The sequence below is a fragment of the Sphingomonas sp. P3_C6 genome, assembly GCF_056402595.1.
The window spans coordinates 1-21,479 of sequence record NZ_JBFUHB010000044.1; the positions used below are offsets into that span (position 1 = coordinate 1).

22 protein-coding genes are annotated in these 21,479 nt (G+C 65.3%); 9 read left to right on the plus strand and 13 right to left on the minus strand.

Translation table 11 applies throughout. The features are described from left to right. Positions 1 to 607 precede the first annotated feature (607 nt). The 5 genes from AC1DT7_RS23150 to AC1DT7_RS23170 all read right to left on the minus strand — a co-directional run bounded on the left by AC1DT7_RS23150 (position 608) and on the right by AC1DT7_RS23170 (position 6,274). Positions 608 to 2,113 (minus strand): hypothetical protein, encoded by a 1,506-nt coding sequence (locus tag AC1DT7_RS23150; RefSeq protein WP_478038546.1) that lies wholly within the window; start codon positions 2,111 to 2,113, stop codon positions 608 to 610. After that, the gene (locus AC1DT7_RS23155; protein ID WP_478038548.1) at positions 2,110 to 4,365 is read right to left on the minus strand and encodes a KGGVGR-motif variant AAA ATPase; all 2,256 of its coding nucleotides are present in this window, start codon (positions 4,363 to 4,365) and stop codon (positions 2,110 to 2,112) included. Before AC1DT7_RS23155 ends, AC1DT7_RS23150 begins: the two co-directional genes overlap by 4 nt. Further along, positions 4,366 to 5,076, minus strand: coding sequence for a helix-turn-helix domain-containing protein (locus AC1DT7_RS23160; protein WP_478038549.1), 711 nt, complete (start codon positions 5,074 to 5,076; stop codon positions 4,366 to 4,368). It abuts the gene before it with no gap. Positions 5,077 to 5,464: 388 nt separating this feature from the next. Next, on the minus strand, positions 5,465 to 5,845 hold the full coding sequence (locus AC1DT7_RS23165) for a nuclear transport factor 2 family protein (RefSeq protein ID WP_478038550.1): 381 nt from the start codon (positions 5,843 to 5,845) through the stop codon (positions 5,465 to 5,467). Positions 5,846 to 5,872: 27 nt separating this feature from the next. After that, the gene (locus AC1DT7_RS23170; protein ID WP_478038552.1) at positions 5,873 to 6,274 is read right to left on the minus strand and encodes a GFA family protein; all 402 of its coding nucleotides are present in this window, start codon (positions 6,272 to 6,274) and stop codon (positions 5,873 to 5,875) included. Positions 6,275 to 6,383: 109 nt separating this feature from the next. On the opposite strand from AC1DT7_RS23170, the gene AC1DT7_RS23175 reads away from it, so the two are divergent. Continuing rightward, a complete protein-coding gene (locus AC1DT7_RS23175; RefSeq protein WP_478038554.1) occupies positions 6,384 to 7,493 on the plus strand; it encodes an MBL fold metallo-hydrolase in 1,110 nt (369 codons plus the stop codon). Here AC1DT7_RS23175 and AC1DT7_RS23180 read toward each other — a convergent pair. Continuing rightward, entirely contained in the window at positions 7,460 to 8,641 is a 1,182-nt protein-coding gene (locus AC1DT7_RS23180) for an aminotransferase class I/II-fold pyridoxal phosphate-dependent enzyme (protein ID WP_478038555.1), read from the minus strand. The genes AC1DT7_RS23175 and AC1DT7_RS23180 overlap by 34 nt on opposite strands. 621 nt (positions 8,642 to 9,262) lie before the next feature. On the opposite strand from AC1DT7_RS23180, the gene AC1DT7_RS23185 reads away from it, so the two are divergent. The 4 genes from AC1DT7_RS23185 to AC1DT7_RS23200 all read left to right on the plus strand — a co-directional run bounded on the left by AC1DT7_RS23185 (position 9,263) and on the right by AC1DT7_RS23200 (position 13,121). Next, a complete protein-coding gene (locus AC1DT7_RS23185) occupies positions 9,263 to 10,018 on the plus strand; it encodes a glycine zipper domain-containing protein (protein ID WP_478038557.1) in 756 nt (251 codons plus the stop codon). 99 nt (positions 10,019 to 10,117) lie between these two features. Further along, the gene (locus tag AC1DT7_RS23190) at positions 10,118 to 10,546 is read left to right on the plus strand and encodes a GlcG/HbpS family heme-binding protein (RefSeq protein ID WP_478038558.1); all 429 of its coding nucleotides are present in this window, start codon (positions 10,118 to 10,120) and stop codon (positions 10,544 to 10,546) included. Positions 10,547 to 10,923: 377 nt separating this feature from the next. Then, positions 10,924 to 11,607: a DUF4166 domain-containing protein gene (locus AC1DT7_RS23195; protein WP_478038559.1), complete on the plus strand. Its 684-nt coding sequence runs from the start codon at positions 10,924 to 10,926 to the stop codon at positions 11,605 to 11,607. Further along, positions 11,604 to 13,121 (plus strand): TIGR01777 family oxidoreductase, encoded by a 1,518-nt coding sequence (locus AC1DT7_RS23200; protein WP_478038561.1) that lies wholly within the window; start codon positions 11,604 to 11,606, stop codon positions 13,119 to 13,121. Before AC1DT7_RS23195 ends, AC1DT7_RS23200 begins: the two co-directional genes overlap by 4 nt. A gap of 3 nt (positions 13,122 to 13,124) precedes the next feature. Here AC1DT7_RS23200 and AC1DT7_RS23205 read toward each other — a convergent pair whose 3' ends face one another. Both AC1DT7_RS23205 and AC1DT7_RS23210 read right to left on the minus strand, forming a co-directional pair. After that, positions 13,125 to 14,861 (minus strand): serine hydrolase, encoded by a 1,737-nt coding sequence (locus AC1DT7_RS23205; RefSeq protein ID WP_478038563.1) that lies wholly within the window; start codon positions 14,859 to 14,861, stop codon positions 13,125 to 13,127. A gap of 79 nt (positions 14,862 to 14,940) precedes the next feature. Then, positions 14,941 to 15,444: a hypothetical protein gene (locus AC1DT7_RS23210; RefSeq protein ID WP_478038565.1), complete on the minus strand. Its 504-nt coding sequence runs from the start codon at positions 15,442 to 15,444 to the stop codon at positions 14,941 to 14,943. Positions 15,445 to 15,561: 117 nt separating this feature from the next. Here AC1DT7_RS23210 and AC1DT7_RS23215 point away from each other — a divergent pair, with 117 nt between their 5' ends. Next, entirely contained in the window at positions 15,562 to 16,827 is a 1,266-nt protein-coding gene (locus AC1DT7_RS23215; protein WP_478038567.1) for a dipeptidase, read from the plus strand. A 62-nt stretch (positions 16,828 to 16,889) separates the two neighbouring features. Here the strand turns inward: AC1DT7_RS23215 and rpsI are convergent, their stop codons facing one another. The 4 genes from rpsI to AC1DT7_RS23235 form a co-directional block, all read right to left on the minus strand. Beyond that, on the minus strand, positions 16,890 to 17,438 hold the full coding sequence (gene rpsI, locus AC1DT7_RS23220) for a 30S ribosomal protein S9 (protein ID WP_478038568.1): 549 nt from the start codon (positions 17,436 to 17,438) through the stop codon (positions 16,890 to 16,892). Further along, positions 17,438 to 17,917 (minus strand): 50S ribosomal protein L13, encoded by a 480-nt coding sequence (gene rplM, locus AC1DT7_RS23225; protein ID WP_478038570.1) that lies wholly within the window; start codon positions 17,915 to 17,917, stop codon positions 17,438 to 17,440. The genes rpsI and rplM overlap by 1 nt, the downstream gene beginning before the upstream one ends. Before the next feature lie 118 nt (positions 17,918 to 18,035). Continuing rightward, positions 18,036 to 18,356: a divalent-cation tolerance protein CutA gene (gene cutA / locus AC1DT7_RS23230; protein ID WP_478038572.1), complete on the minus strand. Its 321-nt coding sequence runs from the start codon at positions 18,354 to 18,356 to the stop codon at positions 18,036 to 18,038. Beyond that, on the minus strand, positions 18,353 to 19,390 hold the full coding sequence (locus AC1DT7_RS23235) for a COX15/CtaA family protein (RefSeq protein WP_478038573.1): 1,038 nt from the start codon (positions 19,388 to 19,390) through the stop codon (positions 18,353 to 18,355). The genes cutA and AC1DT7_RS23235 overlap by 4 nt, the downstream gene beginning before the upstream one ends. A gap of 120 nt (positions 19,391 to 19,510) precedes the next feature. On the opposite strand from AC1DT7_RS23235, the gene AC1DT7_RS23240 reads away from it, so the two are divergent. After that, the gene (locus AC1DT7_RS23240; protein WP_478038575.1) at positions 19,511 to 19,906 is read left to right on the plus strand and encodes a MerC domain-containing protein; all 396 of its coding nucleotides are present in this window, start codon (positions 19,511 to 19,513) and stop codon (positions 19,904 to 19,906) included. Between the two features lie 43 nt (positions 19,907 to 19,949). After that, positions 19,950 to 20,426, plus strand: coding sequence for a Fur family transcriptional regulator (locus tag AC1DT7_RS23245; protein ID WP_478038577.1), 477 nt, complete (start codon positions 19,950 to 19,952; stop codon positions 20,424 to 20,426). On the opposite strand, the gene AC1DT7_RS23250 is transcribed toward AC1DT7_RS23245, so the two are convergent. Next, a complete protein-coding gene (locus AC1DT7_RS23250) occupies positions 20,423 to 20,962 on the minus strand; it encodes a GNAT family N-acetyltransferase (protein ID WP_478038580.1) in 540 nt (179 codons plus the stop codon). The two genes, AC1DT7_RS23245 and AC1DT7_RS23250, sit on opposite strands and share 4 nt — an antisense overlap. A 97-nt stretch (positions 20,963 to 21,059) precedes the next feature. Between AC1DT7_RS23250 and AC1DT7_RS23255 the strand changes: the two genes are divergently transcribed. Further along, positions 21,060 to 21,479, plus strand: a 420-nt coding sequence (locus AC1DT7_RS23255) for a 1-deoxy-D-xylulose-5-phosphate synthase N-terminal domain-containing protein (protein ID WP_478038579.1), incomplete at its 3' end; no start/stop codon positions are given.

Here is a 21,479-nt window from a genome sequence, read left to right on the forward strand (position 1 = left end):
GACGCTACGTGTGCCGATCGTCGTCGAAGAGGCTGCCACCTCAACCGGCGTCGGGCCATCCGCCTCCGTGAATTCGGCATCGCCACCTAAATCCGGAAGGTCCGGATCCAGACCCGCGCTCCAATCGGCCGTGCCGCCCAACATCGGAGCAGGCCCAAACTCGAAATCCCCATAGATCCACGCGTGCGGCCCGCGGGTTCGGGCCTCCAAGACTTTCGTACGCCTGCCGGCATCCGAAACTCTTCAGGAGAGCGGAACGACCGCTGTGAAGCGGCGAATGGCGTAAGCGGACGTTCGTTCAGTCGCGCCATCACAGGCGCTATGCGCCCTAATTTCGGCCGTACCGACCGTGATTGCAAATTCCTGATACCGGCCGTTCGTTCAGTTGGCCGGCACCATCAAGGATGGCGCAAAACGGAACTAGTCTAACGCCTCGCCGACCAAGATGCCGGCTCTGTCGATCCCGAGCACTTCAGCGCGCGTAAATCCGATGCCAAAGCGCTGCGAGCCGGGTAACCCGCCTCGGAGAGCAGTTAGCGTAGGCGCGCGGGACGGACGGTCGGAAATGAATGCGGGAAGAGGCGTGCCCCGTTTGCCGGCCCGTGGCCTATTTGGGCTTAGGTTCGGGCACGGTTTCCCAAACGCCACTGCGCCAGCGGACGGTCCCGTACCGGCGCGACGCGGATTCGCAAACTACCTCCTGCGCCAACCTCTCGCCATCTGCACTGGCATCCCCAGCGACGATATGGCGCGGGCCGACCGCCACACCGATCTGCTCCCCCGGATAGGAGTTCTTGCGCCAATGCTGCATGGTCAGGCTACTGACCACGACGAACCGGGTCGGCCCGGTTGCGCTAAGATCGACCAGCCGCTTGTACGGCCAGCGATAGAAATTGGTGCCACTGTCGAGGATCGGAAGAAACAGAAAGTCGGGCTCATAAGCACGGATCAGCGACTCGATTCCGGCCATCATCAGATCCTGGCAGATTAGCACCAGGCAGCGTCCCAGGCCCTCGATATCGCCGATCGTGATCGCATCCGACCAGCTGATCTGCTCCATCAACTGCTTGGCCTTGCTGATATCCTTGATTTCGAGATTGGCAAAAGTGGTTTCGAGCATGTCATAGGCGACCAGCTTGCGGTGCGACCATAAGGGCGCGCCGGCACCGTTGATGATGTGCGACATGTTCCAAGGCGGGTGGCTACCATTGGCGTCACTGCCCGAACCACAGACGATCAGCCTCGGTCGGTCGCCGGACGCCGTTGTGAGGGTGTCGCACATCGCGTCTACATCCGCGGGTGCGACAACAAGCTCGGGCAAAAGGAGGACGTCGGTATCACCGAGATCGCCGAGCATGCTGGCAAATATATCGTGTGGGGCAAAACCGGCACCTTGTTCGATATCGATATAGAAAGTGCCGCCATCTTCGCGCACGCGCGCAACAAGGTCTCCGGTTGCCTCGGCGAGGGGCGCGAGCGTGATCGCCTCGCTTCCGCTGCGTCCAAGCCGCGGTGGCACCCCCCTCGCGATGCCTTGCCCGACCACGGTCACGGCGACCTTGATCGTGCGTCCATCTTCCTCGATTGCAAGCGGGGCGACAGCACAGGCAGCGAACTGGTCGGCGAGCGAGAAATTGTTTGTCTCCAGCGGCCCGCGGGCATTGCGGGCAAAAGGACCGCGCGGCACTAGGCAGCGTCCACCGCTCACGGCATAAATGCCAGCGATCGTGCGCTTGTCGCGGGCGGTGATCGCCCAGCCCGGCGGCGGCGCGAGCGCGGCGTGCGAAAGCAACGTTCGCGGATGGATTGCCAGAAGTGCGTCGTCGATCGCTCGCATGGCCCCAAGCAAGACGCCAGCGCGGGTCTTGCGACCTTTTTCGCTGGCCTGATCACTCCAATAGTCATTTAGGACCTGGACAACCCCGGCCACGGCGTCCCTGCCGTCGTCTTGGCTGAGCGCTGCTTCGAAAGCGTCGTCGACCGCCCCCGCAGTGGTATAGGCGCCGGCAAGATGGGTGCGCTGCACGGCCGACGAATTGACGTGCTGCCAGATTGCCAAGAACAAGTCGGCAGGGGTCGCAAGCGCGGCCCACCCCGCCCGCAACCGGCTCATCCGTCTTCATCCTGGTCAGTGCCGCCAGCCTCGGCGAGTGCCTCGCGCAGCTGGACGGTAAGGCGAGTCGGCAGCCCGCCGAGCTGCAGCCGGTCGGCAAGCTGCTCGTATGCGGCGAGCATGTCGGCACTGGTTTCCGCATCGGTAAAATCGCCTGTCCGGGCATTGCGCTTCGCCCAAATCCGCAGCACTCGCGCCGCCGCCTCGCTGAGGCGTACAAACATGGGCGCGGCTTCGTCGGGAGACAGATTACGCACCGCTCGCGCGAGCTGATTAGCTACAAGCGCAAACCCAAGCGCGGCTTGGGTCGTGCGGCCATAAGGCAACGAGCGACCAACGCGTTGGTCGCCGAACAGCGCCTTGCCTAATCGCAATGCGGTGTTGGCGCGGTCGTGTGTGTCGAGCAAAAGCATGACGATCGGAACGAGACGCTCGATGTCGCGCAATACCGCCCGTGGTTGCATAGTGATCGCCGCCATCAAATGGGCGCGGCGCGTTTCATCCTCGCCATCGAGCTCGGCCAAGGTAAGCAGTGCTTCCGCGCCGAGCGACAAGAGGCGCCGGTCGTCGCTGTCGCCGACTTGAGCAAGCAACCGCTCGAACTGGTGCTGCGCTTCCGCGGCATCGCCGAGGCCAAGCGCGGCCCGGGCCCGCAGATCTGCGACGGCAGCGCGGATATAAGCTATCTCTTCGGCATTCGCCTCAAGACGCGCCGCCTTGTCGGCAAGTCGTTCGGCGCGCTCGGCGCGCTCGTGCACCACCGTCATGTCCCCGCTGTCGCGCGCGAAAAACGCCATCGAAACCAAAGTCCGAGCGCGACGGAGCAGAATGTCGGCGTCCTGATGCCCCTCGGACAGAACCCGCTCGACGCGCGCGAGCCGCGTGACGTGGGCATCGGATGTACGGTCACGGAAGCTGAACTCTTCGGAGGCATCGACAAAATCGATGCGCCAATCGCCTTCGCCGATCGCATGCATCTGCTCGATTAATTGTAGAGTCTTGTCCTCCAAGCGGACGATTTGGGCATCGTCTTCCTCCCAACTGCTGCCAATGAGCTCGGTCGTTGTGGCGACGAGCGCGCGAACATACTCGGGATCGAGCTCGAGCGATGGGTCGGCGTCGATTGCGCCGTCGAGATAGCGCTCGATTTCATCGAGCGCGCGATCGGGATCGGCGGTCTCGAGCTCACGCAGATAATCGATGGTGACGATCGTCGGCTGAAGCCGAGCGCGAACCGCTTCGCTCCAGGCTGGGTCGATTTTGAGTCGCGGTAAGTCGCGGCCGAGCAAATCTTCGCTCAGGCGCATATAGGCCCAGTTCAAATCGCCAGCGGCATGTTCGTTGGACGTGAACGGCGCCAGCGACTCATAATAGGGCACGGCCGAGGACGCGGGCACCGAAAGGCTATTCAGATCGGCTTCGGCGCGCGCGGGCGGGAGACCGGCACGCCGCAGCTCGCGCAGCGCCCGCGAGCGGGCATCGGCCTCCTCGGTGGGGCGTTCCTTGGAGACGCGCATCGGCACCGCGCGAACTTCGACGGCACCTCCGCGCGCGGCAACGATCGAGGCGGCGACATGGGCGCTGCCCTCTATATTCTGGCGGTTGAAGACGAAGCAGAGATAGACGCTGTCAGGGATCTGCATGGTGCAGATGCCGGCGACGTCGGCGAGACCGGTGCGGCTGTCGATCAGGACCAAGTCATAATTGGCGCGGCACCAGCGCCCGATCTCCTGAATCAAATTACCACCGGCAAAATGGTCGAAAAATTCTGACCAATTGAAGCGGGACAGGGCTTCGGCATAACTCGCCGGCTCGGGGCAGTCGATCTGCGGACTACCGGCAGTCACGACGTCAAGCTTGGCACCATCGGGCAGGCGACGCCGCTCGATCAGCGGATGCACGCAGTTGCGAAATGCTGCATGGCCGCGATAGGGCGCAAGGCGCCCCTTGAGCTCATCGGGATCGCGCGCGCCTTCGACCGCCAGGCGCCAGCCCCAGAACAGGTCTAGCACGCCTGGCGCCTTGCGAATGCTCGCAGCACCGCGCTGGTCGATTAGCCCGCGGAAATAATAAGGCAGACCGGGCGCTTCGAGATCCCAGTCCATAACCAGCACCCGGCTGCCGTTCATTGCGGCGATGAATGCGCAATTGGCCAACGCCATGGTGCGCCCGACACCGCCCTTAAACGAGAAGAAGGTTGCGACCTTGCCGGCCGGGGCGGGCGATGCGGCACGCCGCGCGCTGCGCGCCATTCAGGCAGCCTTTCGGGGTTTGCCGTCGCTGATCACCGGCAGCTTACGTAGATGCGGCGGCACTTCATCGGCCATTTCGGCAATCACCGTCTCCATAGTCTCGCCCTTGCCGCCGGCATCGACGAGCGGCTCAATGCCGCGGTCGAGCAGCATCGCCTTGGCTGTAGGTGTCAGTTTGTTGACGCCGCGAGTGCCTTGCTGGCGCGAGACAACCAGGCCGCGCTCGCGCAGCACCGCTAGCTTCCGGCTGACGGTCTCGACTGCTTCCTCGACCAGGCGGGCAAGCGTCACACCGTCCTTGGCACCACTCAGCATTGCGCGCAGATAGGATAGATAGCGCTTGTCCTCGATCGCCGCGCTAAAGCTTGCATCAACGCGCGTGTCGAGCGTGCGCGCCGCGAGGAGATGCGCGAACGCAGTCTGGCCAAGTAGAAAGGCGGCAGCGGTCGCGGGATCGCCCGAGCCGCGCACCCCAGCGCGCGCCGCCTCGGGCGCCGCGGCCAGCGCCTTTTGGAAGAAATGACGCAGTTCACGCTCGACATTTTCGGGGGTGATCGCTGGCGATCCCTCAAGCGCCGCGCGGACATGGTCGGCCACCATCGTTAGCACGCCGTCAGGCACCGAAGCAGCGCCAGATGCGCTAAAGTAATCCAGGGCGCGAGCGAGAGCGACCTGCATTGATGGATTATTGATTTTCCCCGGCATGGTCACAGAATATGCGTCCTCACGCGCATTATCAAGAAGCGATCAATCTACAGCGCCTCGCTTACCAAATGGTTGCGCCTAACCGCTACAGCCGCCCCGTGAGTCGCACTGAAGTGCGACGCTCCGCCCACCGTAGGCAAGCTGACCAGTCACGGCGCAGTTACGTCCGCACCCCAGCCCGAAGGGCAACTATCGTTGAAAGCTGTTCCAAAAGCCGACGGTCTGCAATCGCTGGCTCGCTCGAACCACCTGTCGGCAACGCGGTGAAGGGCGCAGCGGAAGCTGAATGAATTTCTCGTTCCGGGAGGCGCTTCAGCGGCCGCGGACGTCCGCATGTGGGTCCTAGTGGCTTCGCGAACCTCCTGAACCAACGCCCGCTCTTCATCCGCCCCGCCTAGGCACAAGCCCCAGTCGGGTTCGCCACACCCTCCGCATAAGTGCCATGCCCCTCGATCACGAGCGCCCCCGCGAATTTCAGCACTTCACACACCCGCGCCTGCTTCTGGTTCACATAGGCGATGACCAGGCACTCCACGCCGACGAACACGGCATCGACCGTAAAATGCAGGTCCGGAATTCTCGCGATACCCAGCGACCAATAGTCCCGGATCGCGGCTTTCCCGATCAGCCTGCCGCCGCTCCCGGGCAGCAGCAGCGCCGCAAAGGGGGACGAGAAAGTCGCATCCTCGTGAAAGTGGCGGAGCACCGCTTCGATATCATGCGCATTCCACGCCGCTGCCCATTCGTCGGCGAACCGCTGAGGATCGATCTCCATGCGCCCGTCCTCCATCCCGGCCTGGTGTCACTGTTGCGAAAGCGGTCCGGCCGTCTCGATGCGGCACCAGTCCGCTCGCCGCTCGTCGAAAACCTCGAACCTGGGCTCGGGGAAATCCCTGTCGGCAAAGCCGCCGGCCGGCACGCTGATCATGCCGGGCCGTGCCGAGATCTCATAGAACACCGTCGTGCCGCACAGCGGGCAGAAGTGAAAATCGGCCCAGCGCCCTTCCTCGCCCGGCCGGCGATAGGTCGTATAGTGCCCGCTCGTCGAAACCTGCGTCGCGTCATAGCCGGCGGTGTAGGAAAAGGCGCTGCCGCTGCGCCGCTTGCAGTTCAGGCAATGGCAGACGGAGACCCGGGCCGGCTCACCCTGGCAGGTCGCGCTCAGGGCGCCGCACAGGCATTGGGCAATTCGACCATCCGTCATGCCGCAAGTCTGCGGCATCTCCGCCGTCGTCGCAACCCGGTTGGCACGACGTCCAGGACACGAGACAAGGCGATGCGCCATGCTACGCTCGGTCGCGAAGGAGTCGTCGATGTCCGATCAGCGCAGTCTTCTCCCGTCACGTCGCGCCGTCCTTGCGGCAGGGGCGGCCGGCCTGTTCGCCGCCGGTCGGCTTACCGCGGCAAAACCGCTTCTCACGGTGCCCGAAGTGGACACGCTCAGCCTGCAGGTCGTCATCGACTCGGCGACCTTCGGCCCGTTCCTGGAAAATCTCGACCTGCCCGGCATGAAGGTGCTCCGCGCCGGCAATGGCGCGCAACGGAACATGCCGCGCATGTTGCCGCACGCGCTGCTCGGCGAGTTCGGCCTGTCACTCCTCGGCGTCTCGACCCTGGGTGATCGCACCCGGCGCGTCCTGGTCGATTTCGGCTATTCGCGCGAAGTCCTCGCCAACAATCTCACCCTGCTGGGGATCGATCCGAACACCATCGACGCGGCGGTGCTCAGCCATGGGCATCTCGATCATTATGGCGGGCATCCCGGCCTGTTCGGCGACAAGGCCGCTGCCCATCGGCTCGACCTGACCGTCGGCGGCGAGGAGACGTTCTGCGAACGCGTGGCCTTGATCGGCGACCCGCCGCCGATCATGGGCAGCCTCGATCGCGCAGCGCTCGCCAGGGAAGGGTTCGATGTGCGGATCAGGCCGGAACCGGCGATCATCGCCGATCAGGCCTTCACCACCGGCGTGATCCCGCTCGACAGCTTTGAGCGCGCGGCCATCCCGACCCAGATGCGGCCTGGCATCGGGTGTGACCGTGCCCTGCTCGATCCGGCCAAACGCACCGTCGCGCAACTGCCGGACGATGGGGAGCATGAATTGGCGACCTGTTATGCCGTGAAGGGGCTCGGCCTGGTCGTCATCGCCTCGTGCAGCCATCGCGGCGTGATCAATTCGGTACGTCGCGCGCAGGCCGTGTCGGGCATCGACAAGGTCCATGCCGTGATCGGCGGCTTCCATCTCGTCCGTCCTCGCACCGAGGATGAGGCGCGGCGCACGGTGGCCGAATTCGCCAGGATCGATCCGACCTATATCATTCCGATGCATTGCACCGGTGAGGTTTTCATCGCCGAGGCATTACGGCTGATGCCGCAAAAGGTCGTGCGCTCCTATGTCGGCTCGACCTTCGTTTTCAGGGCGTGATCGCCTGATGCCGCGCGGTCGCGCTCGGCCGCGAACCATGGCGTGATCCGCCGCAGCGCTTCCTCGATCCGGTCGGTCGACACGGCGAAGCTGAACCGCATGAAGCGATGCCCCTCGACCGGATCGAAATCGATCCCCGGCGCCGTCGCCACGCCGGTATCGGCCAGCAGGCGCATGCAGAAATCCATGCTGTTATCGGTCAGATGCCCGATATCGGCCCAGACATAAAAGGCCCCGTCGGGCGGCGCGATCCGCTTCAGGCCGAGCGCGGGCAGGGCGGCGAGCAGCAGGTCGCGGTTGCGCGCATAGGCCTTGACATGCGCCTCCAGCTCGTCCCGGCAATCGAACGCGACCAGCCCGGCATGCTGCGCCAGCGACGGCGGCGTCAGGAACAGATTGCCCATCCGCGCCCGCGCCGCGTCGATCAGCGACGGCGGCACCACCAGCCAGCCGAGCCGCCACGCCGCCATGCTGAAATATTTGGAGAAGCTGTTGACGATCAGCGCCTCCGCATCCTCCTGCAGCACCGATCCCGCCGGGCCGACATAGCTCAGCCCATGATAGATTTCGTCGGAGATGATCCGGATGCCGCGCCGCCGGCACACCGCCACGATCGCGGCCAGTTCCTCCTCCGGGATGATCGTGCCGGTCGGGTTGGCCGGACTGGCGAGGATCAGCCCCTGCGGTGCTGGCTCGATCGCATCGAGCGCCGCGGCGGTGATCTGGAACCGCTCCGCCTCGCCGCAGCCGATCTCGACCGGTTCCAGGTGAAGCGCCTTCACCGTGTTGCGATAGGCGACATAACCCGGCCGCGCGAACGCCACCCGGTCGCCCGGCGCGAACAGGCAGGACAGGGCCAGCATGAAGGCGGGCGAGGCGCCGCAGGTGAGCACCACCTGTTCCGGGTCGATGGTGACGCCGTACGCCTCGTCATAATGCCGCGCGATCCGCGCCTTGAGCGGCATGCTCTCCCAATAGCCCATGCCGTCGGTCGCAAGCACATGCTGCGCCGTCGCGATCGCCGCGGCCGGCGCGCCGGTGGAAGGCTGGCCGAACTCCATATGGATCACGGATCGGCCCTCGGCCGACATGCGGTGCGCCAGGCGGCTGACGGCGATGGCGTGGAACGGATCGATCTCGACTGACATGATCCCCGGCTTAGCGTTCGCTGCGAGGCGCACAATCACCAACCGCCCAAAATCCCCCTCCCGCTTGCGGGAGGGGTTAGGGGAGGGCCTGTCCGATAGGGCCGGAGCTTTTTGACAGGCCCTCCCCTGATAGTGCTCGGAGCCTTCAAGGATGGCGCCCGTGTCGGGCAGCCGCCTCCCCAACCCTTACCGTCACCCCGGACTTGTTCCGGGGTCCATCGTTCCGCAARCGCAACCGGCGTGGCGTCTGCGGAAACATGGATGCCGGAACAGGTCCGGCATGACGGGGGTGGAGRTCAGTGAYTRTCCCGCGGCAGCCCTCCGGTCTGGGCGATGCGCACAATCACCAACCGCCCAAAATCCCCCTCCCGCTCTGGGAGGGGTTAGGGGAGGGCCTGTCAAAGCCGTCCAATCCTATCGGACAGGCCCTCCCCCGACCCAGTTTCAGGAGAACGATGCCCCGCATCGTTCAGGTCAGGCCGGGGGCCTGACCGACCTAAACCTCGCAGAGCGGGAGCGGACGCGAAATCGATCTGAACCTCGCTACTCGCCCGGTTGGTCAGCAAACATTCACCCGAAAAGGCGCATCGCCGCCAGCGCTGCGGTAAAAGGATGTGGTTGATGTCCCAGTCGATTCGGCGAACTGCCTGTGCCCTGGTCGCTCTGGTCACGGCGATCTCCCCGATCACGGCCTCGATGGCCACCGCCCAGGATTATCCGCCCCCGCCACCGCAGCAGCAGGGCTATGGTGATCCGCCGCAGCAGCAGGATTACCGCGATCCTCCGCCCGATCGGCAGCAGGATTATTACGAGGATGATGAGGCGCCGCCGCCCGGCTATGACGGGTCGCAGCCGCCCCCGCCGCCACCCGGCTATCTGGCGGATCAGGCCGATGAGGCGCAGCGCGACCAGGATCAGCGCTACGAGGCCTATGCCGAGGACTGGTCGGCACGGAACTGCATCAAGGCGCGCAGCAACGCGACCGCGGGTGCGGTGATCGGGGGCCTGTTCGGCGCGCTGCTCGGGTCGAGCGTCGCCGGCCGCCATGATCGCGGCGCGGGCGCCTTTATCGGCGGCGTCGCCGGTGCCGCCGGCGGTGCGGTGGTCGGCGATTCGACCCGCGACAACACCAGCCCCGGCTGCCCGCCTGGCTATGTCGTGCGCAACGACGCGCCGACCTTCGTCTATGGCGGCTATGACGCGCCTTATTATTACGCGGCACCCGGCTGGTACCGGCCCTGGGTCTTCTATGATGGTCGCTGGAGCTACCGGCCTTATCCCTATCGCGCCTGGTATTACCGCCATCGCGGCTATGGCCGTCCCTATCCCTATCGCGGGGGCTATGGCCGGGGATATCGGCACTATCGCCGCTGGTGAGGGCAGGGGCCTGCGCCACCCGTTGCGCGGCCCCCGCACGCCACATTAAGGGCATCCTGTCCCGTCCCGCGCGAACGGGCGCACCATGAAGGATTGCCGATGTCCCGCATCACCCTGAACCAGGCGAACACGATCATCGAGGCCGCGCTGGCAAAGGGAGCCGAGCTGGGGCTCAAGCCGCTGAGCGTGTCCGTGCTCGATGCCGGTGGCCATATGGTCGCCTTCCAGCGCCAGGATCGCGCGTCGAGCCTGCGGGAGCGGATCGCATCGGGCAAGGCATCCGGCGCGCTGGCGCTCGGCGTGTCCAGCCGCAAGATCGGCGAGATGGCGGCGGAACGGCCCAACTTCGTCGCGGCGCTCGGTTCGGTGACGACCTACGGCATCATCCCGGCCGCCGGCGGCGTGATCGTGGTCGATGCGGAAGGCCTGCCGATCGGCGCGGTCGGCATCACCGGCGACACGTCGGACAATGACGAGGCCTGCGCCCTTGCCGGCATCGCCGCGGCGGGGCTGACCGCACAGGCATGACCCAGGCATAACCTTGCTTCCCCGGCGAAGGGTTGGGGAGCCGGGTCGGGCCGCCGGCGACACCGTGCCGTGGCAGATGGGCGGACAACTCGCCAAGGCCGCCGGGACGTCAGGCAAGTCCGGTGCCGCTTTCGTCATCAGGGATGCGGCCATGCCCCCGACGCCACGGCGCTGGCGATGGTCCTGCGCGCTATCACGGCAAGGCTGGATGGGATGACGCTACCGATCGGCCCCACGCTAGCCCGGACGGCGCATCTCTGCCCTTTCGCCCCATAACGCCTCCTTTCCGCCTCTGCCCTCCTTCCCGGTCCCCTTGACTCCGCCGCGATAATCTGTAATTTCTGATTTAACAGAAATAACCGGAATAAGAGGAAGAGATGGCAACCCTTGCAGCGCGCCCGGTCCCCGTTCCGCACCATGCGCCGCGTGCCGGCGTCACCGTGGTCGACCCGCGTTTCCGCCAACTGCTCGGCGATGCAGGCTGGGCCAGCCTGCCGCCGACCGTGCGGGCGCGGTTCGGGCGCAAGGCGCTGGCCACCCAGACGATCAGCTATGTCGGCGAGATCGTCGAATGCCGGATGAGCCGCGTTGGCTGGCTCTTTGCCCAGGCCTGCCGGCTGGTCGGCGCACCGCTGCCGCTCGGCACCGACACCGGCGTCGCCGCCGCGGTCTGCGTGACCGAGGATGCGAGCGGCGGCGGCCAGTTCTGGACCCGCCAATATAGCCGGCGCGCGGGCTTCCCCCAGGTGATCCACAGCTCCAAGCGCTTCGCTGGACCGACCGGGCTCGAGGAATATCTGGGCATGGGGTTCGGCATCGCCCTCAGGCTGCGGGTCGAGAATGAGGCGCTCTATTTCGACAGCGACCAGTATTTCTGGCGCATCGGCCGGTTACGGGTGCGCCTGCCGCGCTGGCTGACCCCGGGCCAGCTCAGCATCGGCCATATCGATTGCGACCATGGCTGGTTCGCCTTCACCCTCGCGCTCGACCACCCCTGGTTCGGCGCGCTCGTCCATCAATGCGGCATGTTCACCGAATATCGTCCGGGAGACCTGGGATGACCGTTTTTGGGATGAACGATCCTGTCTTCGTCGTGCTGCTGCTGTTGCAGATCGCGATGGGCGGCTTCGACACGATCTACCATCATGAACTGACCCTGCGCCTGCCGTGGCGCCCGGGCCAGGCGACCGAGCTTCGCCTGCATGGCGCCCGCAACCTGATCTATGCGCTGGTGTTCCTCGCGCTTGGCTGGACCGAACCGCACGGCGTGATGGCGATGATCCTGATCGCGGCGCTGGCGGTCGAAATGGGCATCACGCTGTTGGATTTCGTGGAGGAAGACCGCGTCCGCGCCCTGCCCCCGAGCGAGCGGGTCACCCATACCCTGCTGACGCTCAATTACGGCGCATTGCTGGCCATGCTCGCGCCGGTCCTGATCGCCTGGGCCCACCTGCCCAACGCGGTCTCGATCGGCGGGCATGGCATCGTCTCGATCCTCCTGACCCTCGCGGCGGCGGGCGTGGTGGTCTGCGGCATCAGGGACCTGTTCGCCGCGGCCCGCAACGAGCGGCTAGACGATGGCCCCGTATTCGGGTTGGTGAGTGCGCTGCCCGCCCGCCAGGCCGTGCTGGTGACCGGCGGCACCGGTTTTGTCGGGCGCAGGCTCGTCGCCGCACTGGTCGAAGCTGGGCACGACGTCACCGTTCTCACGCGCGACGCGAAGCACGCGCTCGGGCTCGCCACACCGTTGAGGGTGGTCACCGATCTCACCGCCTTGCCCAACGACTTCCGCTGCGACATCGCAATCAATCTTGCGGGCGAACCGATCGCGGCCGGCCGCTGGACGATCGCGCGGCGGCGGCGGATCGTAGACTCCCGGCTGGGGGTTACCGGGGCGCTCGGCGCGCTGTTCGACCGGTTGGACCACCGACCTGCGGTGCTGATCAGCGGCTCTGCGATCGGTTTCTATGGCATCGACGACGATACGACCCTCGACGAGACCGTGGCAAAGGGCAGGGGCTTCGCGGCGGATGTCTGCGCGGCATGGGAGGCCGCGGCGATACGTGCCGCTGGTCCTGAAACGCGCGTGGTGTTGCTTCGCACCGGTCTGGTTCTCGCATCGAGCGGCGGAATGCTGGGTGGCCTGCTGCCGATCTTCGAATTCGGTCTCGGTGGTCCGATCGGGGCGGGCAGGCAAATGACGAGCTGGATCCACCGCGACGATCTGGTGCGCCTGATCGCGACTGTCGCCGCCGACCGCGAAATCAGGGGGCCGATCAATGCGACGGCGCCTAACCCGGTCAGCAATCGATCCTTTGTGGCAGCCATCGGTCACGCGCTCGGCCGCCCGGCGATCCTGCCGCTGCCGGCGCTACCGCTCCGCCTGATGCTGGGCGATCTTGCTGATGAACTGATGCTGGGCGGGCAGAAGGTGCTGCCGGTCAAGGCAGTCTTTCATGGCTTTCGGTTCCGTTACCCGCGGGTCGAGGACGCGATCGGCGCGATCGTCGGCCGCTCACCGTCTGTCCCATATCCGGCACGGCGACCTTTCCGTGAGGTCCAGTTGCTGCACTGAGGATCAGGGTGCGATGCGCTTTCCCGTCATCGTGCCACCGCCTTGATGGAGCACGACCCCGGTTATCTGGCCGCCGGTATCGGCCGAGAACGTGACCTGGGCATCAACCACCCGCCAGAAAAAGCTGAGCGGCGCTTCGGCGAAGATTGGGAAGGCCAGCTGGCCCGTGAGCTGCGCCTTTAGCCCCGATCCATTGCGCACGACGGTCATCTCGAGTCCCGAAGTGAAGCGATAGCGCCCGACGACACGGTCAAGGTCGGCGGTCCCCAGGTCGATCGCGGTACGGGTCACACCGGGCTTTGGCGCCGGCTGCACTGCGGCGGGCGGGGCGACCGGGGTACCCAGCAACAGATGAAAGGCCATGTCGCTGACCGATTCCTCGATTGCGGCATTGGTGAGCACCACGGCACCACGCCGCTTGGCAGGATCATAGGCCATCGCGGTGCGAAACCCGCCCGTGCCGCCGTCGTGGAAAACGATATCACCTGACGACGTCGTCAGGACCATCCAGCCGAGCCCGGTGGCCACGCCGGGCGAAGCCCCCGGCCAGCGTTTCGCCAGCATTGCCCGCATCGCGGGCCCGAGAGGAGAGGGCTTCGTGCCGATGCTGACGTCGAGGAAGAGCAGCAGGTCGTTGACGGTCGATCGTATCGCGCCTGCCCCGGCCAGCGTCGGCAGCGCCCACGCGCTCGTCGCCCGCATATACTGGTCATGGCCGGTGGCGAAGCGCGCCTTTTGCGCCGGTGTCAGTGTGATCGTGGTGTCGCGCATGCCGAGCGGGACGGTGATCCGCTGCTTGAGCAATGTCTCGTAATCGGTGCCCGCCCGCCGCGCGAGCAGATAGCCGAGCAGCCCGGCACCGAAGTTGGAATATTCGAACTGGCTGCCAATGTCCCGGGTCAGTTGATAGCGGCCGAGAAAGTCGAGCAGATTGGCCTCGCTATAGTCCGCATAGGGGTTGGTGGGATTGGCAAGGGAGAGGTTGTCGGGCAGGCGCGGCAGTCCGGAGCGGTGCGTCGCGAGATCCTCGAGCGTGATCTTGCGTCCGCCGCGCGCCGGCATCTTCGCGCCAGCGGGAAGATATTTCTCCGCCGGATCATCGAGGGCTACCTCGCCGCGTCCAACCATGTCGGCGAGCAACAGTGACGTGAAGACCTTCGACATCGACCCGATCTCGAACAACGTCGTCCCGTCGAACGCCGCTGCGCCCGCCGGACCGCGATCGGTGACGCGGTGACCCGCGGCATCGGTTATGCCGATCGCGATCCCTTCACCCGCGCGCCCCGCAATGCGCTGATCGATCAGCGCGTCGATCGCGGATTTGTCGGGAATTGCCCAATTGGCAGGCAGCGGCCTTGGCGGTGCGGGCGCTAGCGACTCCCTGGTGCCGGCGCTCAGCGAGAGCGGCCAGCTCTGGCCCAGTTGGCTCCAGGTGCCCGACCAGCTTTTCGCCGCGTCCTTCCAGCTCGCTTCATAATGCCCCTTAACAGCGGGTACGTCGAAGGAGAGGCTGCCCGCGACCGCCGCCAGATTGGTGAGGGGCATGCCGAGCGCCTGTTGATCCAGGCTGTCGAGCGTACCCGTCAGCGCGCCGTTTTCGGCGACGGCGATGTGCACGGCGAGGCGAAGCTTTACCGAAGCGTTCACCTGGAGCGTACCCGCCCAGTCGCCTTTAGCTTCCTGTGCCGGGGCCGCCGCAGGAAGCAGGATGAGTCCGAGCAGCAGGAACCAACGCTTCATCATGGGAATCATGCCTCTTCCGTCATCCGCGTTGCGAGGGCTTGGCCGGTCCCGGCGGGACGTTGTCGGCGCGTGCGGCTCATGAGTCCTTCGGGCGGGTTCGCAGCCATGACACCATATGCGGATAAGGCCGCTCGCCGCGTTCCATCGCAGGGAGCTTATCCAGCGTCATGCCGTAATATTGCAGCATCGGCACGGCGAGATACCGGCCCTCGGCGAAGTTCTCGAGCAGCGAATCGCTGCCCCCGCGATATCCGTGTTCGTGAAATACGATTTTGGGGTCCAGCGCCATCGCGAGCGCTGCCGCATAGGACCAGCCGATTGCCGACATCTCCTCAGCCGGATCGGACTGAACCTCGCTGAGCTTGGATCGCTCCTCGGGCGGCGTCACGGCGACGTGGCCTGCTTCATGTAGCAGGTCGCCGGGCCATTCGAGTCGGGCGGGATCATAGACCACGGCGCCCTTCCGGATCGCGATCGCGGGCAGGAACGAGCCCTCCGCTATCACGTCGGTTTCCACGGGAATGCCGATCTCTTCCAGAAACGCCACGATGCGGGCCGTTATGGGGTCCTCCAAAGCCAATGCGATCTCCTTCCTCAGTCAAAACCTAACCGAGCGCCGCGGAAAAGGGGAGGGTTCATCGACAAGTGGCTCATGAAGCACGCTTGCCGCCGCGGCGTGACAATCTATGCTCGCGGTATGAAACCAGCCCTTCTGCTCGCTCTCGCGCCGCTGCTGCTTGCCGCGGCCCCCGACAAGACGACTGACATCGACGCGCGCATCGCGAAAGTCCTCTCCCGGACGCCGCTGATCGACGGTCATAACGACTGGGCGGAGACCTTGGTGGGGAAGGCGGGAGACGAGCGCTGGACGATCGATCTGAACAAGCTCGATCCGGCGAAATACGACACCGATATCGATCGGCTCCGCGCGGGGCATGTCGGAGGACAATTCTGGTCGGTCTATGTTTCGGCAGGCCTGCCGGAGACCGAACAGGTCGTCGCGACGATCGAGCAGATCGGCCTGATGCATCGCATCTTCGCGCGCTATCCGGACGTGTTCGAACCGGCCGTCACCGCCGCCGATGTCCGCCGCATCCATGCCAAGGGCAGGATCGCCTCGATGCTCGGCGTGGAGGGTGGGGGACAGATCGACGGCAGCTTCGCGGTGCTGCGCGCCTATCGCCGTCTCGGTGCGTCCTATTTGACGCTGACTCACTCGCGCACGATCGCCTGGGCGGATTCAGCGACCGACAATCCGCAACATGACGGTCTCACCAAATTCGGTGAAGCGGTGGTCGGCGAGCTCAACCGGCTCGGCATGCTGGTCGACCTCAGCCATGTCAGCGAAGCGACGATGATCGACGCACTACGCGTGTCGAAGGCGCCCGTGATCTTCTCGCATTCCAGCTCGCGCGCCCTGTGCGATCACTCGCGCAACATTTCCGATGCGGTGCTCGGGCTGGTGGCGAAGAATGGCGGCGTGGTGATGGTCAATTTTGCGCCGGGCTATATCTCCGAGGCGCGGCGGCGTTGGGACGCGGCGCGGGCGGGTGAGGTCGCCAGCTACAACGCGCCGCCGTTCAGTGGGCTGTATCTCGGCCAGCCCGAAGCGGCCAAAGCGGCCTTGGCGGAATGGGACAAGGCACATCCCAAGCCGGTGGTGACACTCGCGATGGTTGCGGACCATGTCGATCATATCGCCAAGGTCGCCGGCGTCGACCATGTCGGGATCGGGTCGGACTTTGACGGCCTCGCAGAGCTGCCCGACGGACTCGACAGCGTCGCGACCTATCCCGCGCTCTTGGCCGAGCTGATGCGCCGCGGCTGGAGCGATGCCGATATCGCCAAGCTGGCGGGCGGCAATATGTTGCGGGTAATGGAGGGGACCGAGCGCGCCGCCGCCGCGATGAAGGATGTGCCGGCCGCGACTGGAACGGTCGCTTCACTCGACGGCGTCAAATAGGCCCCAACGAAAAGGGGCGGCCCGTTGCCGGACCGCCCCTGTTTCGCGAAATCGAGAACGATTTAGCGCTTCGAGAACTGGAAGCTGCGACGCGCCTTGGCGCGGCCATACTTCTTGCGCTCGACCGTGCGGCTGTCGCGGGTCAGGAACCCGGCTGCCTTGACGGGTGCGCGCAGGATCGGCTCGAACTTGGTCAGCGCCTGGCTGATGCCATGCTTGACCGCGCCGGCCTGGCCCGAAAGGCCGCCGCCCTTGACGGTGCAGACCACGTCATACTGACCGTCACGCTCGGCGACACCGAACGGCTGGTTGATGACGAGGCGCAGCGTCGGACGTGCGAAATACACTTCCTGGTCGCGGCCGTTGATCGTGATCTTGCCGGTGCCCGGCTTGATCCACACGCGTGCGACGGCGTCCTTGCGGCGGCCGGTCGCATAAGCGCGGCCGAACTTGTCGAGGATCTGATCGCGCAGCGGCATCGGCTCACGGACGACGACAGGAGCGGCGGGCGCATATTCGTCACCGGCGAGAACCGTTGACGTTGCTGCGACCGGTGCCGGCTGGCTGGTCAGGTTCGCGAGATCGGAAAGGGACTGACGATTGTCGGACATCAATTGCCCACCTTGTTCTTGCGGTTCATCGAACCGATGTCGAGGACTTCGGGGTTCTGCGCTTCGTGCGGATGCTCAATGCCCGAGAAGACGCGCAGGTTGCGCATCTGCTCACGGCCGAGCGGGCCGCGCGGGATCATGCGCTCGATGGCCTTTTCCAGGACGCGCTCCGGGAAGCGACCCTCGAGGATCTTGCCCGCTGCGACGCCCTTGATGCCGCCGGCATAGCCGGTGTGGCGGTAATAGATCTTGTCCTTGAGCTTGTTGCCCGTGAACCGGATCTTGTCCGCGTTGATGACGATGACATTGTCACCGCAATCGACATGCGGGGTGAAGCTCGGCTTGTGCTTGCCGCGCAGGACGTTGGCGATGATCGAGGCTGCACGACCGACCACCAGGCCGTCGGCATCGACGATATGCCATTTCTTCTCCACCTCGTGCGGCTTTACCGACTTGGTGGTCTTCATCAGCGCCTTCATGGTGCCAGACCTCTTTCGTTCAAACGACATGCGCCGCCCCCAGGGGACGGCGCTGATGGCGGGCTAATGTGGGGAAGGGCCAAAAAAGTCAAGCGAAAGGCCGCTTTTATGGCGGGTATCAGGATACCTGAGCTGTTTCCCCATAGATCCAGTCGCCGACTGCGGGGTCCACATCGGCCTCCCAGGCCTCGATGACGGGCAGGTCGTAGCTGTGCTGCGCCGCGATCGCCGCCCTCAGCGCGACAGCGCGGTCAGGGGTCGTCTTGAACAGCACCGCGGTCTCGTCGTCGGTCTCGACCTTGCCCTCCCAGCGATAGATCGAGTGAGTCGGTGTCAGCGAGGCGCAGGCGGCGAGGCGGTCTTCGATCATCGCCCGGGCGACACGCGCTGCCTCATCGGCACTGCCGAAGCTGGTGCGGACGAGCAGGATCCTGCTCACCGCGTCGCACGGCCGATCGAATGGGCGGCGAAGGTCGCCGCGATCAGGGTGAGCGCCGCATTCGCCTGATGCGCAATGGCGATGACGATCTGCACGCCGCTGAGCAGGGTCGCGATGCCGAGCACGATCTGAAGCACGACCAGCCAGATGAGCACCCGGCCGGCGATGGCGCCACCCTGGCGGATAGCCCGCAGTGCCAGCAGGATCAGCGCCGTTGCCGCAATGAAGGCGAACCAGCGGTGGATGAACTGGACGACCACCGGATTGTCGACCGCATTGCGCCAGATCGGCTCGATGAACGCGACGCCCGCCGGGAAGATCGAATTGCCCATCAGCGGCCAGCTCGAAAAGGCATAGCCCGCGTCCAGGCCGGCGGTGAAGGCGCCGAACATGATCTGGCTGAACAACAATGCCAGCGCCACGACGGCGAGCGGCTTGAGCGAGGCAGGAGCGGCGAGCCGGCTCTCCGCCAGCGCGCGCAGGTCGAGCGCGGTCCAGACCATGCCCGACAGCAGCACCAGCGCCGTCATGAGATGGATGGCGAGCCTGACATGGCTGACGTCGGTGCGCACGGACAGGCCGGAGGCGACCATCCACCAGCCGATCGCGCCCTGCAGCCCGCCAAGTGCGAGCAGCGCGACCAGCCGCCAGCCATAGCCCGGGGGAATGCGTCGGCGGATGGCGAACCAGAGCAGCGGCAGGGCGAAAGCCATGCCGATCAGGCGTCCAAACAGACGGTGGGTGAATTCCCAGAAGAAGATCGACTTGAACCCGGCAAGCGTCATGCCGTGGTTGATCTGGGTATATTCGGGAATGCGTTTGTAATGGTCGAACTCGGCCTGCCACGCCGCCTCGGTGAACGGCGGGATGATACCGCTGATCGGCTTCCATTCGGTGATCGACAGGCCCGACTCGGTCAGCCGCGTGATGCCGCCGATCACGACCATCAGCACGATCAGTCCGGCGACGGAGAAGAGCCACGCGGCAAGGGCGCGCGGCCGGGACGGATGGGCAAGCGAAGAGGCCTGAAGCATAGGCGGCCTCTAGACTCATCGCGCCTGTACGTCGATTCGGGATTGCACCGGCCCCCCGGGTCAAAAAAGCGCCGATGATATATTGTAACTTCTACTGCGCTGTGCCAAATGAGCCGCGCAATGACAACGCATGCTCATTCCCACTCGCCCGCTTTTGCGTGGTTCGAGTCGCGCTTCGATCGATTCGCGATCGGGCTATCCGGGCTGTGCGCAGTACATTGTCTGGCGAGTTCGGTGTTCCTCGCCTTGGCCGCATCGGCCGGCGGTCTGCTGCTCAATCCGCTGTTCCACGAGATCGGTCTGACTTTCGCGATCGGCTTCGGCGTGCTGGCGCTTGGTCGCGGTATCTTCGTCCATGGCTATATGATGCCGGCGGTGGTCGGCTCGCTTGGCCTCGGCATCATGGCGGGGGCGATCACCATGCCGCATGATGGCGGCACGGAAACGATATGGACGCTGATCGGCGTCGCGATCCTCGCGCTCGGTCATGATCTGAACCGCCGGGCCACCTATTAGGCCTGCGCTTGCCGCGGGGGGCGGCAGCGCCTAAATTGATCCCATGGCCGCACATCATCACCATCACGAACCGCAGGGCGCAGACCTTTCCAAGGCCGCACGCGAAACGCTCGAGAAATCGGGCGAGCAATGGACGACGATGCGCGCCCAGATCTTCGAGGCGCTGGCGAGTTTCGACAAGCCGGCCTCGGCCTATGACATCGCAGAAGCCGTGTCGAAGACGGAGGGTCGCCGGGTCGCGGCGAACAGCGTCTACCGCATCCTCGACCTTTTCGTGGGCGCGAACCTGGCGCGGCGGGTCGAAAGCTCGAATGCCTATGTCGCCAACGCACATCCGGATTGCCTGCACGATTGTATCTTCCTGGTCTGCGATACCTGCGGGCAGACGACTCATCTCGACAATGACCGGATCACCAGCGGCGTTCGTTCGGCGGCCGAGGCTGCTGGCTTCTCGCCGGTCCGCCCGGTGATCGAGGTACGCGGCAAATGCGCCGATTGCGATCACGAGGAGGCGGCCTAAGCCAGCGGCTTGCCCATTCGTACCAGAGGCACGGCGACTCCCTCCACTGGCGCGGCGGCGACTCGCTCGATTTCGACGTACCCGCACGCCCGGTAGAGCGGCTCGCCCGCAAGGGTCGCCATCATTTCCGCGCGTTTGAAACCGGCGTTGCGCGCCGCTTCCTCGCATAGCGACAGGATCAGCCGGCCGATTCCGCGCCGCGCGAAATCCGGATCGGTGAACATTGCACGGACCCGCGCCGCGTCACGGACCGGATCGAGCAGCTTCGGGTCGCGCAGTGCGGCGCTGTGATCCCCACCGTATAGAGTCGCGCGGGCGCTCCAGCCGCCGCAACCGGCGAGGCGATCGCCTTGTTCGACAAGGAAATAGGTCCCGTCGTCGATCAACTGCGTGTCGAGGCCCATCACAGCGCGACTCGCGGCGACCTCGGCGGGCGTGAGGAAGCCGTGCTGCAACTGTCCGATCGATCGCGCCATCAGGGCGCGGATCGCGGATATGTCGGGGCGGATGGCGAGGCGGCTGGTGAGGGGCGGCATTGGCATTATTGTCACGATTCCGTGCAGTCTTCGTCAAGAAGCGGTTGCGGCTGCTACAACAATCGACACTCAACTTCGCTTTCGCTAAGCAGGCCCGATGTCTGATGTTTCCGAGACACCGTTGCTGGACACGGTACGCACGCCCGCGGATTTGCGGGCCCTTCCTCCGACGAGGCTTCGCCAACTTGCCGACGAGTTGCGTGCCGAGACGATTGCGGCGGTGGGGGTGACGGGTGGTCACCTTGGGTCGGGGCTTGGCGTGGTCGAGCTGACGACGGCGATTCATTATGTGTTCGACACGCCGCGCGACCGGCTGATCTGGGATGTCGGGCATCAATGCTATCCGCACAAGATCCTGACCGGGCGCCGGGACCGGATCAGGACGCTGCGCATGGGTGGGGGCCTAAGCGGTTTTACCAAGCGCAGCGAGAGCGAGTATGACCCGTTCGGGGCGGCGCATTCGTCGACCTCGATCTCATCGGCGCTGGGCTTTGCGATCGCCAACAAGATCAAGGAC